We start from the raw sequence: 15,581 nt of genomic DNA on the forward strand, positions 1-15,581 counted from the left end.
CCCCGGCGGCGATGTCTACGTCGTCGGCCCATACAAGGGCGTCATGCATTACGACGGCGAGACGTGGACAAGGATTCCCGGGCCGTGGTTGTGGAAGATTTACGGCTTCGCCGATCAGGGCACCGCGGGCGACATGATCGGCGAGGAATAAGGTTCTGATACTTTCTAGCTCAGTCCACTATAACGACGGCCTGTAAAAAGGTTCTTCGACACTCACCCCGACGGATTCTCATTGCGTCACGCGTCGCTTTTACCTAAATTGTCCCCGATGCGTCATTCAATCGTGCGAATCCTGCTCGTGTTTCTTCTGCCCGCGCTCGTGGCGGCGTGCGCGACGACGCGGCGCGGTGCGCCGTCGCTCGACGAACTGCTCGCCCCGCCCGAAGGGCCGGCCGTCACCCAGTGGACCGGCGATTTCGAATCCCTCCGCGAGCACATCCGCACCCTGGCGCGGCAGGCGGTGGAGCAGAGCAAGCGCGGCAAGAACGACGCGGCGCAGGACAAGATCGACGAGGCGCGCCGGCTGATCCTGACCTTTCAGGGCACCGAGCGGCAGCGCGAACAACTCGCCGAGGAATACGAACTGCTGCTGACGCTGCTGGACGAGCTGATCGAGCCGGAAAAGCGGCCGGCCTCGGAGGCGATTTCGCTCATCCTGACCACGCCAGAGGCCACCGCGCAGGACCTCGCCGACGTCGAGGCCGCCCGCTCGATTCCCAGCATCCAACGCTACGTCTCCCGCCTGAGCCCGGCCGCCCAAAAGCGCATCGCCCGGCAACTGGCCGTCTTCACCCGCACCGACCGCGGCCGCGAATTGTTTCAGCGCTACCTCGACCGTAGCGCCGCCTACCGCGACACCATCAGCCGCCTCCTGGCCGGGCGCAACCTGCCCGCCGAACTGTTCTGCGTCGCACTGATCGAATCGGGCTTCTCCGAAATCGCCGTCAGCCGCACCGGCGCCGCCGGCATGTGGCAGTTCATGCCGGCGACCGGCCGCGCCTACGGGCTGGACCAGGACCGCTGGGTCGATGAGCGCCTCGACTGGATCAAGGCCACCGACGCCGCCGCGCGGTATTTCCGCGATTCGCTGCAGACCTTCGACGGCGACATCGAGCTGGCCGTCGCCTCCTACAACACCGGCCCGGGCAACGTGAAAAAGGCCATCCGCAAGGCCGGCGGAACGAGCGATTTCTGGCGGCTCAAGCTGCATCCCGAAACGATGGACTACGTGCCCAAGTGGATCGCGGCGATGATCATCTACTACAACCCGAAGCACTACGGCTTCACCGTGCCGCCCGACGATCCGCCGCGCTTCGACGACATCACCATCCGCGGCTCGCTGCCGCTGGCGAGCATCGCCGGCGCGATCGGCGAGCATCCGGAGGGGATCAACAACCTCAACCGCGCCCTGATCCGCAAGGCCACCCCGCCCGACCGGCCGTGGAACGTGCACCTGCCCGCCGGCTCGCGCGACAAGCTGGTGGCGAACCTCGACCGCCTGCTGCAAAGCTCGTCGGTCGTCTGGCTGGCCCACCGGATGAAAAAGGGCGAAACCGTCGCCCAGGTCGCCGGCCGCTACGGCGTCGGCGTCGAGCAACTGATGGCCGTCAACGACTCGCTGGCCGATCACCTGCCCGACGAGGGCGAAGTCATCATGGTGCCGGTCGGCGCCGACAACACCAAGGCCCTGGCCGATTTCCAGGAGCGCCAGCGCGAGGAAGAGGTGCTGGCCACGCTGGAACCCGGACCCGGCGCCCCGGCCGCCCCGCCGCCCCCGGCGAGCCGCCGCGCCGCGCCGAAAAAGATCGTCCACACCGTCCGCAGCCGCGACAACCTGTGGTCGATCGCCCAGGACTACGACGTCTCGGTCGACGACCTGAAGCGCTGGAACCAGGGGCAGATCGGCCCCGGCAACCGCATCCGGCCGGGCCAGAAGCTGAACATCAACCTGGGCGAGGCGCCCGACCAGCCCGCCCCGGTCCGCTATACGGTGATGCGCGGCGATACGCTCGGCGAGATCGCCAAGCGCTTCGGCGTCGCCACCGCCGATCTCGCGGCGGCCAACGGCCTGGGAGCCGGCGCGACCATCTACCCGGGCGCCGTGCTGCAGATCCCGGGTAAAGGCCGGCCGCTCGCGCCGGAAGCCAAAACCCACCAGGTGCAGCGCGGCGAGAACATCACCCGCATCGCCGCCGACAACGGCGTCAGCGTCGCCGCCCTGATGGCCGCGAACCAACTCACCGACCCAACCTCTTTGCAAGCCGGGCAAATCCTGACGATTCCCGCGCCTGGCGAAAAAACCGCCGCGCCGCCGTCGGGAAAACCTTACACGGTCAAAACCGGCGACACCCTTGCCAAGCTCGCCAAACGCTTCGGCGTTACCGTCAAGGAACTGGCCGCGGCCAACAAGCTGTCGACCAAAAGCCCGCTGAAAGCAGGGCAAAAGTTGACGATTCCCGCCGGGAAGGGTAAGGATATTTGGATTCAATACAAGGTGCGGCCCGGCGATACCCTGACGAGCATCGCCGACCATTTCAACTGCACCGTCGGCGACCTGGAAAAGTGGAACCGGATTCGCCGCGGCGCGCCGCTCGCCGTCGGGCAGTCGCTCAAGGTGCAGGTGAAGAAGTAGCGGGGCGATGAAAAACCGAATTTATTTTGGCGACAATCTCGCCGTTCTCAAAACGTTGCCCGCCGCCTCGGCGGCGCTGATCTACATCGATCCGCCGTTCAACACCGGCAAGCAGCGCGACCGCGTCGAACTGCTGACCAGCCGGGCGGCGGGCGGCGACCGCACGGGTTTCGGCGGCAAGCGCTACGTGACGCGGCGCCTCGGCACCAAATCCTACAACGACAATTTCGACGACTACCTGTCGTTTCTCACGCCGCGGCTGCGCGAGGCGCACCGCCTGCTGGCACCGCACGGCAGCCTGTATTTTCACATCGATTACCGCGAGGTCCATTACTGCAAGGTGCTGCTCGACGAGATTTTCGGCCGTGCCTGTTTTCTCAACGAAATCATTTGGGCCTACGACTACGGCGCGCGCACGCGCAAGAAATGGCCGCCGAAACACGACAATCTGCTCGTCTACGTCAAGGATCCGCGGCAATACCGGTTCAACTACGACGCGATCGACCGCATCCCCTACATGGCGCCGGGGCTGGTCGGCCCCGAAAAGGCGGCGCGCGGCAAGCTGCCCACCGACGTGTGGTGGCACACGATCGTCGGCACCAACAGCAAGGAAAAAACCGGCTACCCGACGCAGAAGCCGCTGGGCATCCTGCGCCGGATCGTCCTGGCGTCCTCCGATCCCGGCGACTTGGTGATCGACTTCTTCGCCGGCAGCGGCACCACGGGCGAAGCCGCCCTGGAAAAGGGCCGGCGCTTCATCCTGATCGACAACAATCCGACTGCCCTCGAGGTCATGTCCCGGCGTTTCGCCGCCGTCCCGAACCTGGAATGGATCGGCTGGCCGGCCAAAGCCGCCCAGGAAAAAGCGTAAGCCCGCTTCGTTGCTTTTGACTCCAGCGGATTAAAAAAAAATCAGGGCGCGGTCGCCCGCGCCCTGAATCATCAACCAAGCAATCGTCGCTTACTTGCCTTCCTTCTCCAGCACCGGAATCCGCATGCCGTAGAAGCTACGGTAGACGAAGACCAGCGAGCAAAGGAAGAAGATCCCCGCCAGAACGACCTTGGTGCCGGTCGACTCGATGGTGATCGCCAGTTCGAGAGCCAGCAAACCGAACAGGGTCGTGAACTTGATGATCGGGTTCATGGCCACCGACGAGGTGTCTTTGAAGGGATCGCCGACGGTGTCGCCGACGACGGTCGCATCGTGCAGCGGGGTGCCCTTCATGTTCAATTCGGTTTCGACCAGTTTCTTCGCGTTGTCCCAGGCGCCGCCGGCGTTCGCCATGAAGATCGCCTGATACAGACCGAAGACCGCGATCGAAATCAGGTAGCCGATGAAGTAATAGTGGTTCAGGCAGGCGAAGGCCAGCGTGCTGAAAAAGACCGCCAGGAAGATATTGAACATGCCCTTCTGCGCGTACTGCGTGCAGATTTCGACGACCTTCTTGCTGTCGGAGATCGAGGCCTTTTCCGCCGAGCCGTCCAGCTTGATGTTCTTCTTGATGAACTCGACCGCGCGGTAGGCGCCGGTCGACACCGCTTGAATCGAAGCGCCGGCGAACCAGAAGATCACCGCGCCGCCCGTGATCAAGCCCAGCAGGAACAGCGGGTTGAGGATCGACAGGCCTTCCGAGACCTGCATCGCGCCGAACTTGCCGTTGAGCAACTGGATGATCGAGAAGATCAGCGTGGTCGCGCCGACCACCGCGGTGCCGATCAGCACCGGCTTGGCGGTCGCCTTGAAGGTGTTGCCCGCGCCGTCGTTCTCTTCGAGGTACTCCTTGGCTTTCTCGAAGTTCGGAGTGAAGCCGAAGGTCTTTTTAATCTCGTCCTTGACGCCCGGCAGCGTTTCGATGGTCGACAGTTCGAACACCGATTGCGCGTTGTCGGTGACGGGGCCGTACGAGTCGACGGCGATGGTCACCGGGCCCATGCCCAGGAAGCCGAACGCCACCAGACCGAACGCGAAGATCGCCGGCGCGCCCATGATGCTGGAGAGGCCGAGCGTGCTGACCGCCCACGCGGCGCCCATCAGCACGATGATCGCGAAGCCCATCCAGTAGGCGCTGAAGTTGCCGGCCACGAGGCCCGACAGAATGTTCAACGAAGCGCCGCCCTCGCGGGAAGCGGTGACGACTTCTTTCACGTGGCCCGAGTGGGTCGAGGTGAAGATTTTCACGAATTCCGGAATGATCGCGCCGGCCAGGGTGCCGCAGGTGATGATCGAGGCCAGCTTCCACCACAGCGTGCCGTCGCCGAGCGTCGGCACCAGCGCGAAGGAGAGGACGTAGGTCATCGCGATCGAGACGATCGAGGCGATCCACACCAGGCTGGTCAACGGAATTTCGAAGTTGAATTTCGCGGCCGTGCCGAAGCGGGCTTTGGCGATCAGGCCGTTGATGAAGTACGCCAGGGCGCTGGTGATGATCATGCCGATGCGCATCACGAAGATCCACACCAGCAATTGGATCTGGATCGACTGGAAGGCGGCGCCCGCCGTGCCTTCGTTGATCGCCAGCAGGATGAAGGTGATCAAGGCCACGCCGGTGACGCCGTAGGTCTCGAAACCGTCGGCGGTCGGGCCGACCGAGTCGCCCGCGTTGTCGCCGGTGCAGTCGGCGATGACGCCCGGGTTGCGCGCGTCGTCTTCTTTGATTTTGAAGACGATTTTCATCAGGTCGGAGCCGATGTCGGCGATCTTGGTGAAGATACCACCGGCGATACGCAGGGCCGCGGCGCCGAGCGATTCGCCGATCGCGAAGCCGATGAAGCACGGGCCGGCGTAGTCGCCCGGGATCACCAGCAGGATGAAGAGCATGATCACCAGCTCGATGCTGATCAGCAACATGCCGATGCTCATGCCGGATTTCAGGGGGATCGCCATCGTCGGGAAGGGCTTGCCTTCCAGGCCGGCGAACGCGGTGCGGCTGTTGGCGAAGGTGTTGATCCGGATGCCGAACCAGGCCACCGTGTAGCTGCCGAGAATACCGACGATGCTGAAGAAGACGATGATGATCACCTGCAGCAGGTTCATGCTGCGCAGGAAGCCGAAATAGACGATCATGATCGCGGCGATGAACGCCCACAAAATCGCAATGAACTTCCCTTGGGTGATCAGGTAGGTTTTGCAGGTTTCATAAATCAGCTCGGAGATTTCGAGCATGGCTTTGTGCACCGGCAAATTGCGGATTTGCATGAACTGCATCATGCCGAAACCGATGCCGAGGAAGCAGATGATCAGGCCGATCCAAAGCAGCGTGCTGCCAGGAATGCCGCCCATGAACGTTTGACTGCTCAGATCGGGAACGATGAGGTCGGCTTCGCTGGCCAACGCCAGGTTGGCGGCGAGCAGCAGGACGAGCAGAATCGCCGTCGCGGCGAGCCTACGCGCCCAAGGGGAACGGATAAAATTCATGACTCCCTCCTTCACAAGACGTGAATCAATGAAGAAAACACTTCAGATCGGTTTATTAACCGGACAATCTAAAATTTCGGTTCTTCATACCCGAATTTGCCGCAACTGATGCACTTAATTAGGTTGCTTGGTCGCGGCGTATTTAATAGCAGTCAGACCCGGTTGTCAATGGGGAAAATGCCAATGAATGAATGGCCATTCAGTTCCGGAGACGGCGCGCCGGACGCTCCTACGCATCGACGAATAACTTATTCCACCACCGTTGTTCGACAACCTTGCAATCGGCCGCGCCGGAAAGAAAATCAAGCAACATTCGCTTGGCAATCCCGGCGATTGCCTCGCCTTTCGCAGTTTTGTTGATCTTGTCGCGGCGGCGAAAAACGATCGCGTTCCGACCGGTTGTTTCTAGACGAAACGACCGCTGCCGGCGTGGATAAAAGAACGAGAAACGGCTATTTGGGAATGATCGGCGCATCGCCACGAAACGAAATTTTATTTTCGCCCGGTTTCCCGGTCCGCCGGGGCCATGATCGGCGTCAGCGTTATTTTAATTTGTTTTCCGCCGCGCAAAACCGTCAGGACGGCCGGGCGATCGGCGATCAGCAGGCTCACGGTCCGGGCCAGGGCGGCCGCGTCGTGCACCTGGGTCTTGTTGACCGCCAGAATAATATCGTTTTTCGCCAATCCGGCCCGCTCGGCCGGGCCGGCGGCGATCACATCGGTGACGACCCCGCCCCGGGCTTCGCTCAATTCCATTCGCTTGGCCAGGTCGGGCGTAACCTCGCCCACTTCGATCCCGATGTACGAGGCCCGCACCCGGCCATAGCTGAGCAAATGCGGCACGACTTCCTTCGCCAGGTTGCTCGGCACCGCGAAACCGATGCCCTGCCCGCCGGCGATGATCGCCGTGTTCACGCCGACCACCGCGCCGTGCAGATCGAGTAGCGGCCCGCCGCTGTTGCCGGGATTGATCTGGGCGCTGGTTTGCAGAAAGTCCTCATACTGGCCCGCCTTGCCCTCGTGCAGGCGGCGATGCTTGGCGCTGATCAGGCCGTCGGTCAGGCTGTGATTCAGGCCGAACGGGTTGCCGATGGCGACGGCCATTTCGCCGACCTCGACCGAATCGGAATCGGCCAGTTGCAGGAACGGCAGTGGTTTCGAGTGCGAAATCTTCAGCAGCGCCAGGTCGGAAACGCGATCGATCCCGACGACCTGGGCCGTTTTGACCTCGCTCTCGTTCCACAAGTAAACCTTCACCTCGTCCGCCGACGCGACGACGTGGGCGTTGGTCAGCAAAAAGCCGTCGGGGCTGATGAGAAATCCGGTGCCCAGGGCGTTGGCGTTGAAATCCAGGTTCGGCGTCCGGATGGTGAACAGGCCCAGCGGATCGCCGACGCGCGTGCGGATGTTGGTTTCGGTGAAAATGTTGACCACCGCCGGATTCGCGCGTCCGGCCAGTTTGACGAAGGTGTCGCTGGCCAGCGGCATGGCCTGACCGTTGTCGTCCGGCGCGTCGGTCCAGATTTTTTCAGGGTAGCCCGGCAGCCCGCGCGGCTGGCGATCGACGACGGGCGTCGCCCCGTCGTCCACCGGCGCGCGATAGGCAAAAAAGCAACCCGAAAGGCCGAAGCCCAACAAGACAACCAGCAAAATCTGAACCATCCGCTTCATCATTCGCCAACCACCTGTCTGAATTAATGAAAGGCTTCGCCGGTTCGAACCGTGAAGCCAGGCCATCTTAGCATGGAAATCGCGGCGGCCAACCCGGTTTCATTTCTTTCGCGCCGGTTTGACTGGATCGTACTTCCGAATCGTCCGCGGCGCGCCGCATTTCAGGCAGAACGGGCGATGGACGCAAAGCGTTTCGCCGCATGCCGGACAGGCCCAACGGGATTTTTCCGCGGCGACGAATCGCCGGACGCCCTTTTCGGCGATGGCCGTCAGGTTGTCGAGCATGCTTATGCCGTAGCGCGACCGGTAGCGTTTATCCAATTGTTTCAGGCGGGCGCACGGAAAGCCGTCGCAATCGGTGCAGAACCGGCGCCGGCGCCGGTCGCAATTGGCGATCCGGCAGCGGCGACGGAAATCCAGGTCGGTGGAAGCGCAGCCCGGGCAGTGATTTTTTTCACGCAAGTAGCCAAGGCAGGTTGGCGCAGTTCATCCCGCAAGGAGCGATCAATCGAGTCTGCATACCGGTTCCCTCACTGATGATCGCCGGCCGCCGGCGGACAAAAATAAAAACTCGCCGCCGCGGTTTCTAGAAAACTTGGACAAGCTGCGGCGTCAAACGATTTTTTCGCGAGCAACCGGGGGCGGTCTTTCGCCGCAACCATCCAGACGATGGCCCGTTTTTCCTTCGTCAAAGCGGGTTGCCAGGCGAGGCCATTGATCCGGGACCACGCGGCGCGGCATTCGTCCGGCACCACCGCCGTCGACGTTTCACCGCCTTCGCGATAAAGCAGCCGCTCTTCCACCTGTTCCAACGGCACTTGTTGCCGCTTCAACAAGCCGGCGAGGCGCGAATAGTACTCTTCCTGTTCGGCAACGGCTCGGATGGAATGATTCTGCGAGAACGCCTGCAAATTGTAGAAAATCCCGCCGACGCCGACTGCCAGGCTGATCGACACCGTCACCGCCGCCAGGAAGATTTTCGCGGGACGGGAAAAATCGCGGTCGATCCAATCGAAGCCTTGCCCGAGCAGAAGCAAAATGAACGGCAACAGCGGAAAAAAGTAATTCCCGCCGATCCCTTTCTTGGTCGTTCCGGCGATCGCTAAAATCATGAAATAGAATCCGATCACCCACAGAGAGGCTTGAGCCGTTTGATCCGGCCTGCATTCCGTCAATCGCCGGCGAGAAAAACCGACCCAGGCCGAAACGATCACCACCGCCGGCAGAATCACCGCCAGGTTTGCCAGGCAAGACAGCAAATTGAGAAGAATCACCAAGGGATTTACGCGGCCGAATCCCAAAAACCGGCTGGCCTCGAACCCGGAAAAAGCCCCGTTCCCGATCCAGAAAACCGCCGTGGACAGGACGGTTAGCGCCATCGCCGGCAAATGAACCGCGATCGAAAACCGCCGCCCACCGAACCGCCACCAGACCAGCCAGGCGCCGGGTAATAAAAAGAAACTGGTGATATGGAGTTGGCCCATGACCGCGACCAGCAGATAAAAAGCCGCGCGATAACCACGGCGCTTGATCCCCTCCAGGAGGCAGAAAGCGGCCGCCGGACAAAACGGCGTGAGAAAACATTCGTTGAGCTGCGCCGACCACCGCGTCAGAAACGCCGGAGAAATCAGGTAGAGCAGAGTCAGCAGCACAGCCGTGCGCCAGGAGCGATATCGCCGTAGCGTTTGAAAATAGAGGGGCAGCGACAAAACGGCGAAAAGGTTCGCCAAGGCATAAACCGCCGACCAGCGGCGTGTCAGCCCTAACGGCAGAGCCGCCAGGTAGTTGACGAGCGGTCCCAGGCGAAAGGTCTCGAAGAAAAACAGCCCGCGCCACGACGGCTGCCGTTCGCCCGCGATCCGGCCGGCCTCGTCCAGGATCTGGCAGGCGTCGAAACTCAGGCTCCAACCGCCCAGGACGGCGTGCAACGAACCGATCAGGATGCCCAGTCCGGTCAGCGCCACGGTCCACCAGCCGGCGGCATGGGAAAAAACAACCGCCGCCGGTTCTGAATCGACGTCCGGGCCTTTTGCATGCCGGGGGAAAAAGCGCATCCGACTTCATCCTTTTCGCGATCGGGACAGTATAGCGGCGAAGGGCCGGGCCAACAAGAAATCTTCTTGACGCTCCGTTTCGATTGCCGGATGATGGCGCGAAATCAACCCGGAAGAAATGCCGCGACAGGTGATTGATTACTTGAAAAAGACCTGTTTTCCGCCGATCGACCAGACAACCGGCAAGCCGCGCCCGGCGTTGTTCGCGCGATTTTTCTTACCACTCACCATCAGCTTCAAGGAGCGCTCATGAGCGAAACGGCAGCCAAACAGTCGGCCAAGGAAATGATCCTGGGCTACTTTCGGGATTTCAACGTCCTGAAGGAGACCAAGGCCGAGTACTGGGGCATTCAGGTCATCAACTTTCTGGATTGCACCTTTTACTTCGCCATGCTGACGATCGCCTCGGTCTTTCTCTCCGAGGATTTGGGGCTCAGCGACCAGTCGGCGGGGTACGCGATCACCGTTTTCACCACCACCACGACGATCTGCCTCTTTTTCTCCGGCATGATCACCGACTGGCTGGGCATCAAGCGTTCGATGTATCTGACGCTGTCGTCGCTGCTGGTGCTGCGGCTGGCCATGGTTGTCATCGGACTGATGCCGGCGATTCCGCACCGCGGCATCATCGCCACGGCGTTGTTCTTCCTGATGGCGCCGTTCATGGCCTCCATCCAGACGATCTTTCAGTCGGCCAACAAACGTTTCACCTCCAAGCGCAGCCGGAGCGCCGGTTTCAACCTGTGGTACCTGTTCATGAACATCGGCGCGGCGCTGGGCGGCTTCCTGATCGACCTGGTGCGTAAGATCCTGCACCTGCCCAACACGCATATTTTCACCGCCGGCGTCATCTGCGCCCTCCTGTGCATCGTCGCCAGCCTCTTGCTGGTGCGCAACGAGAAACAGCTCCTCGGACCAAACGAAACCGAAGAAGAAAAAACGACCGAGGTCGAGGTCAAACGCAAGAACCCGATCCAGATCGCCATCGAGGTCGTGCGCGAAAAAGCCTTCTGGCGGCTGCTGGTCCTCATCGCCCTGCTGCTGGGCACCCGGGCCGTCTTCACCTACATCTACCTGTTGATGCCCAAGTACTGGCTGCGGGTCATCGGGCCCGACGCGGCGATCGGCACCCTGAACATGATCAACCCGATCGGCATCGTCATCGGTTTGATTCTGTTCATCCCGCTGACCAACAAGTTCAACATCTTCAGCATGTTGGTTTACGGCTCGATGGTTTCGGCCATCTCGCTGTTCCCGATGGCGCTGCCCTGGCAATACCTCGGCAGCGACATCGCCAACGCGCATTACCTCATGGCCATTCTCTGCATGATCTTCCTGACCATCGGCGAGGTGATCTGGTCGCCCAAGCTGAGCGAATACACCGCCGCGATCGCGCCACCGGGACAGGAAGGCACCTACCTCGGCCTGACGATGGTTCCCTGGTTCCTCGCCAAGACGGTGGTCAGCGTCCTGTCCGGCCACATGCTGGTTCGCTGGTCGCCGGAAAAGGTGGACATCCAGGGCACGCTGATGCCCTTGCAGGACGCGATGAAGCAGAACCTGCTCGACTACTGGCACACCCCGGCCGCGATGTGGTTGATTCTCGGCCTGTTCGCCATCGGCGGTTCGATCCTCGCCGCCCTGCTGCGCGGCTGGCTGACCCAGGGCGCGCGCTGGAACATCCAGGACGGCGACGCCAAGTTGCACTGATCGCGCGCGTGAAAAAGGAAAAGGGCGTCGGCCGCGACGCCCTTTTTATTGTCCCGATCGGCGATCGCTTTGTTTGGTTATGGCGAAAACCTTATCCCGACACTGCTGGATGTTACCAGCGGCGGGAAAGCGGATTAAAAATTCCCGCCGATGTTCAAGCCGAAAAAGAGATGATGGAAATTCATTTCATCGTAGTCGCTTTTTTGCCAGATTCCCGAATGCGAATAATCGGAAATGCCCAAGGTATAATCGTAACCGCCGATTGCATTGAGGAAAAAATAAGGGGTCAGGTTGGCGCGCAATTCGATTCCCGGCGTCAGCGCCAGATAGCTGCGTTCCACCCGCCGATTATCGGCCGGCTCGATCAGCACATAATCCCAACTACCGCCGCCCAAACCGAGATGAACGCGCGGCGAAAACCAGCCGAATCGATACCCGTAGCCGCCCAGCAAACACATTTGAATATTGTTCAGCCCCGCAAAGGAATCATCGTGGGCTATTTCCGCGACCGACCAGGTTAAACGATCCTCGAGAATGAACAGATGATTGCCCATTCGCCAATCGAAACCCAACGCCAGGTTGAAACCGAACGGGTCGGCCAGATCGGCGAGCTTGTCGTCGATCGGCTAGTCATTGAATTGGCTCATGTCCGTCAGCCCGAGGGCCGGACCGCCGTAAAAATAAGGCGAGAAAACAAACTTTTCCTCGCCTCGGGAAAATCCCGCGAAACAGGTCAGCGCGAAAATACAGGCAAACAATACTTTTACTTTCCGGTTCATTTGGTGCCTCCCCTGTTTCTGTTAGGTGTTATCCGCAAATTGTATTATGCCCGAATATTGCTCAAAACAGTTTGCAGGACGTTATTAATTGCCATTGAAGAATTATCATTCAAATCCTGTCTTGTCATGACAATAATAATTATTATTATAATTGCTCCAACAGCTATCGCCGCACCCGCAATTTCCCCCGGAATTCGTGTGCCGCCAATTTGTGTCGGCAAGTTGTCAAGAATGCCTTGTCTTGGATCTTTATTGAAAAAACGACCGACAGCATCAATTAGCTCATTCGTATCGATATCACTAAATCCAGCATTTGATTCAATTTCACACTTAAAAGATCGGTTATTGAACTTCCATCACACATCGAATTGTGACCAGATCGTCGCAAATAAAATCCCTTCCTGAAACGCGGTCTCGACGAGAAACACGCAAACCATTTTCGGAACTTCCATAATAACCGCCGCGGATAACTACATTACTTCCATTTTCCGGGCCGCTTGGATTAGTAACTGGACTTTCTTGATAATAATCATCATAGTAATAATCTGCTACAAATTCTTCCATATTGCCAAGCATGTCATATAGCCCATATTGATTCGGGTCTTTTTCTTTTACCGGATGTTGCTCTCGTCCATTCCAATCAAACCAAGCAATATCTCCCAAACAGAACGGATCATCGCCACAATAGTATCGAGTTGTCGTCCCCCCTCTAGCCGCATATTCCCATTCAGCCTCAGTAGGCAAACGACCGCCAACTTGCTCGCAAAATTCATTTGCGTCATACCATGTAAGCGACCTAACGCCACAATTCATGCAGGGATCCCATATTCCCAGATCGCCTGTACCAAGACGATATTGTTCATAGGTTATTTCCGTTTCCGACATACGAAATGAAGATAGGATTATCTTATGCGCCGGCTTTTCATCGGAAGAGCACATTTCGTCGTTCGGGGAGCAGCCCATCATGAATTCACCACCCGGAATAAACTTCCAGGTTATTCCATTTGCATCAACAATGTCGGTGCTGTCGTCATCGTTGTTATCATTGTCATCGTTGTCGTTATCATCATTGTCATTGTCATTGTCATTATCGTCATTGTCATCATCGTCGCTTAGCTCATTACAAGCAATGATTGTCATGATGAATAAGAGTAGCAACAATATGGAATATTTATTCTTTTTCATGACAGACTCCAACTCGTTCGATCTACCGAAATACCCAATTATCCGTGTCTAGATACGCGATTTGGCTAGGGTAAAGATACCAACACGTGTTGAGCCAATCCTTCATCGTTGTCCACGCTAAAGCGTGATCTCCAGGGCAAGGCACCAAGGTTAACGTAAATTCTTTATACCGATCTCGGAGCCGATAGAGTTTCAAACGATAATCAACACGAGTCATTTCAAAATAGAAGTTCTGCGCCCGCTCCCAATGATTTGCACCCTGCCACTCTGCTTCTGTTAATGACTGGTTGTCTTTTCCGGGCGGGCTCCCAACATCGCCAACACCAGCAAAAAGAAAGATTTGGCGATCCAGTAAATTGTTCAAGTTCGAAGTCCAATCAATTCTTTTCAAATCATCAGCAACTGTTGTGCAATCCAAACCGTAAGGGAAAGGCTCCTGGGACAATGGAAACATATAACTACGAGGGGCGCCCAAGGCGATTTTATTCAACAATTGAGGGTAAACCATCATAAACCGACTAATGAATTGGCCTCCTGCGGAATAACCAAGAATATTGAATCTATCTTGCACAACATTCGATATGGCCTTTTTAAACTCATCAAGAATTTCAAGCAACCGCAGATCTGACCTGTAATTGTTTTCGTCATTCAGTAGGTGATGAAAAAAATATAAAAACTGATTCGGCTCTCGATAATTCGCCGGTTTCTCCTCCGGATTTTCCTCATAATGATGATGCAATTGATTGAATTCAGCCATTGTCAATGGAGGAGTCAAATGCAAATTGGGCGGATAATGAAAATTGCTATCTTGGGGGAAATAAAAACGGTCGAAAGCAGGGGCCAGAATAATAAGTTGATGCAAATCGGCCATTTGCTTGAAACTACCAATTTTCCCCTTGGCACTCTCTTGGCGATCCCACTCATTACCGTGCAAACAGACAAGAAATTGTCTTTTTCTTAGTGAGTATATTTCTCTTACCGATTGATCAATTGCTATTGGCTGGTTTGCAGCACTCGATGATTTGGATTCGGATTTGTTTTTTGATTTGTTTTGTGGGCTCTGCCGATTGAAAATCAAAATATCGCGCAAATTCTCAGTTGGTTTTGGTTTTCTGTATTGGACCCAACCATCGAACGGTTCCAAACCATAATATGGTGGCGGGTCTAATGGGATTGTAGATAAGGTGATGGATATCGGCACATAATAATACACTACAGTTCCATTGATTACGGTCCAATCTTCGTAACCGGGAACATCCTTGATCGGCCGACTGCTTTCAAAAGTCGGTACCCCCGGAGCTAAACTCGGAATTTGGTTCTCGCCCACGGGCCCAAGACCTCGTTTCATCCACGGCTGAAATTCCGGCTTCGGCGCCCTGCTTTTTTGCCAGGATAAATATTTTTCATCATCCATGGTTTACCTAACCTTTGATGGTACAATCTTCACCGGCTTTACTGACAATCTGTCGATTTGAAGGAATCGTTTCCTTCCCGTCATTCACGTCGGGATCGCGAAACACGGTGCCATCGGCGCCGATTAAAGTCGCTTTCGACTCCAAGGTAATACCCTTGTACTCCGAAACATCCCGCAAATCTTCCTTGATAATCCGCACCAGCGCCGCGCCCGGGTACAGCAACTCGTCATCGAGGCCGGAGATGACAATCGTCGAGTTCTGCTTGGCCATCATCCCCGCGTACTTGCGCCGCAAGGCCGTCGCCGTCGTCCGGATGTCCAGCCGCGCGAACGAGGCATTGCCCGCGAACGGCGTCACGTAGATCCACGAACCGTAGAACGCTCCGACCCCGAAGCCCACCGCGTTGCGCACGTAGTTGTCGCCGCTCACCCACACCCGCGAACCGTCGAGGCTCAAAATGCCCGTCAACGAATCCATGGCATAACTATTCTCCACCGTCAATTCCGATCCGTAGCGCGCCCCGAACCCGATCAAACCGCTGTTGGCGCGGCAGAACGTCGCCTTGGCCCGGCAATTCTGCGTCGCGTGAAACCCGTTGACGAGCGCCGAGCCGGGCGCCAGTTCCGCCCCGCGCAGCTCGAAGCATCGCGTCTCGCGCAGCAAAATGCCGAACGACAACACACACGGCTTGGCCGCCGTCGGATTCAGCGCCGTCGCGCC

The 15,581-nt window shown here is 58.0% G+C and carries 13 protein-coding genes and 1 pseudogene; 5 read left to right on the forward strand and 9 right to left on the reverse strand.

What is annotated here, in order from left to right; genetic code table 11:
• From GX444_07915 to GX444_07925, 3 genes are all read left to right on the forward strand, one after another.
• Positions 1-151 (forward strand): hypothetical protein (locus GX444_07915; protein NLH48516.1); only part of this gene is annotated, 151 nt, incomplete at its 5' end.
• 132 nt (positions 152-283) lie between these two features.
• Positions 284-2,632 carry a LysM peptidoglycan-binding domain-containing protein gene (locus tag GX444_07920; protein ID NLH48517.1) on the forward strand — a complete coding sequence of 783 codons (2,349 nt, stop codon included), beginning with the start codon at positions 284-286 and terminating at the stop codon, positions 2,630-2,632.
• Positions 2,633-2,639: 7 nt separating this feature from the next.
• Entirely contained in the window at positions 2,640-3,503 is an 864-nt protein-coding gene (locus tag GX444_07925) for a site-specific DNA-methyltransferase (protein ID NLH48518.1), read from the forward strand.
• Between the two features lie 90 nt (positions 3,504-3,593).
• On the opposite strand, the gene GX444_07930 is transcribed toward GX444_07925, so the two are convergent.
• The 5 genes and pseudogenes from GX444_07930 to GX444_07950 form a co-directional block, all read right to left on the reverse strand.
• Positions 3,594-6,047 (reverse strand): sodium-translocating pyrophosphatase, encoded by a 2,454-nt coding sequence (locus GX444_07930; protein NLH48519.1) that lies wholly within the window; start codon positions 6,045-6,047, stop codon positions 3,594-3,596.
• Between the two features lie 229 nt (positions 6,048-6,276).
• Positions 6,277-6,528 carry a hypothetical protein gene (locus tag GX444_07935; protein NLH48520.1) on the reverse strand — a complete coding sequence of 84 codons (252 nt, stop codon included), beginning with the start codon at positions 6,526-6,528 and terminating at the stop codon, positions 6,277-6,279.
• 11 nt (positions 6,529-6,539) lie between these two features.
• Positions 6,540-7,718 carry a trypsin-like serine protease gene (locus GX444_07940; protein NLH48521.1) on the reverse strand — a complete coding sequence of 393 codons (1,179 nt, stop codon included), beginning with the start codon at positions 7,716-7,718 and terminating at the stop codon, positions 6,540-6,542.
• 99 nt (positions 7,719-7,817) lie between these two features.
• Positions 7,818-8,238, reverse strand: a pseudogene (locus GX444_07945) (DUF3795 domain-containing protein).
• Positions 8,239-8,248: 10 nt separating this feature from the next.
• A complete protein-coding gene (locus tag GX444_07950) occupies positions 8,249-9,772 on the reverse strand; it encodes a hypothetical protein (protein NLH48522.1) in 1,524 nt (507 codons plus the stop codon).
• A 249-nt stretch (positions 9,773-10,021) separates the two neighbouring features.
• Here GX444_07950 and GX444_07955 point away from each other — a divergent pair, with 249 nt between their 5' ends.
• Positions 10,022-11,482: an MFS transporter gene (locus GX444_07955; GenBank protein NLH48523.1), complete on the forward strand. Its 1,461-nt coding sequence runs from the start codon at positions 10,022-10,024 to the stop codon at positions 11,480-11,482.
• Positions 11,483-11,616: 134 nt separating this feature from the next.
• On the opposite strand, the gene GX444_07960 is transcribed toward GX444_07955, so the two are convergent.
• The gene (locus GX444_07960) at positions 11,617-12,036 is read right to left on the reverse strand and encodes a hypothetical protein (protein NLH48524.1); all 420 of its coding nucleotides are present in this window, start codon (positions 12,034-12,036) and stop codon (positions 11,617-11,619) included.
• Between GX444_07960 and GX444_07965 the strand changes: the two genes are divergently transcribed.
• A complete protein-coding gene (locus GX444_07965) occupies positions 12,025-12,666 on the forward strand; it encodes a hypothetical protein (protein NLH48525.1) in 642 nt (213 codons plus the stop codon). The two genes, GX444_07960 and GX444_07965, sit on opposite strands and share 12 nt — an antisense overlap.
• On the opposite strand, the gene GX444_07970 is transcribed toward GX444_07965, so the two are convergent.
• The 3 genes from GX444_07970 to GX444_07980 all read right to left on the reverse strand — a co-directional run.
• Complete coding sequence (locus GX444_07970) at positions 12,604-13,446, reverse strand: formylglycine-generating enzyme family protein (GenBank protein NLH48526.1); 843 nt, start codon at positions 13,444-13,446, stop codon at positions 12,604-12,606. The genes GX444_07965 and GX444_07970 overlap by 63 nt on opposite strands.
• Positions 13,447-13,468: 22 nt before the next feature.
• Positions 13,469-14,860 carry a hypothetical protein gene (locus tag GX444_07975; GenBank protein ID NLH48527.1) on the reverse strand — a complete coding sequence of 464 codons (1,392 nt, stop codon included), beginning with the start codon at positions 14,858-14,860 and terminating at the stop codon, positions 13,469-13,471.
• A 7-nt stretch (positions 14,861-14,867) separates the two neighbouring features.
• Positions 14,868-15,581 (reverse strand): hypothetical protein (locus GX444_07980; GenBank protein NLH48528.1); only part of this gene is annotated, 714 nt, incomplete at its 5' end.

The sequence above is a fragment of the Myxococcales bacterium genome (assembly GCA_012517325.1).
GTDB lineage: Bacteria > Lernaellota > Lernaellaia > Lernaellales > Lernaellaceae > JAAYVF01.

Bases quoted from the DNA above. Each gene is read 5' to 3' on its own strand.
- GX444_07925 (NLH48518.1), top strand. From the start codon at position 2,640: ATGAAAAACCGAATTTATTTTGGCGACAATCTCGCCGTTCTCAAAACG.
- GX444_07930 (NLH48519.1), bottom strand. From the start codon at position 6,047: ATGAATTTTATCCGTTCCCCTTGGGCGCGTAGGCTCGCCGCGACGGCG.
- GX444_07940 (NLH48521.1), bottom strand. From the start codon at position 7,718: ATGAAGCGGATGGTTCAGATTTTGCTGGTTGTCTTGTTGGGCTTCGGC.
- GX444_07950 (NLH48522.1), bottom strand. From the start codon at position 9,772: ATGCGCTTTTTCCCCCGGCATGCAAAAGGCCCGGACGTCGATTCAGAA.
- GX444_07955 (NLH48523.1), top strand. From the start codon at position 10,022: ATGAGCGAAACGGCAGCCAAACAGTCGGCCAAGGAAATGATCCTGGGC.
- GX444_07965 (NLH48525.1), top strand. From the start codon at position 12,025: ATGATTGCCCATTCGCCAATCGAAACCCAACGCCAGGTTGAAACCGAA.
- GX444_07960 (NLH48524.1), bottom strand. From the start codon at position 12,036: ATGGGCAATCATCTGTTCATTCTCGAGGATCGTTTAACCTGGTCGGTC.
- GX444_07970 (NLH48526.1), bottom strand. From the start codon at position 13,446: ATGAAAAAGAATAAATATTCCATATTGTTGCTACTCTTATTCATCATG.
- GX444_07975 (NLH48527.1), bottom strand. From the start codon at position 14,860: ATGGATGATGAAAAATATTTATCCTGGCAAAAAAGCAGGGCGCCGAAG.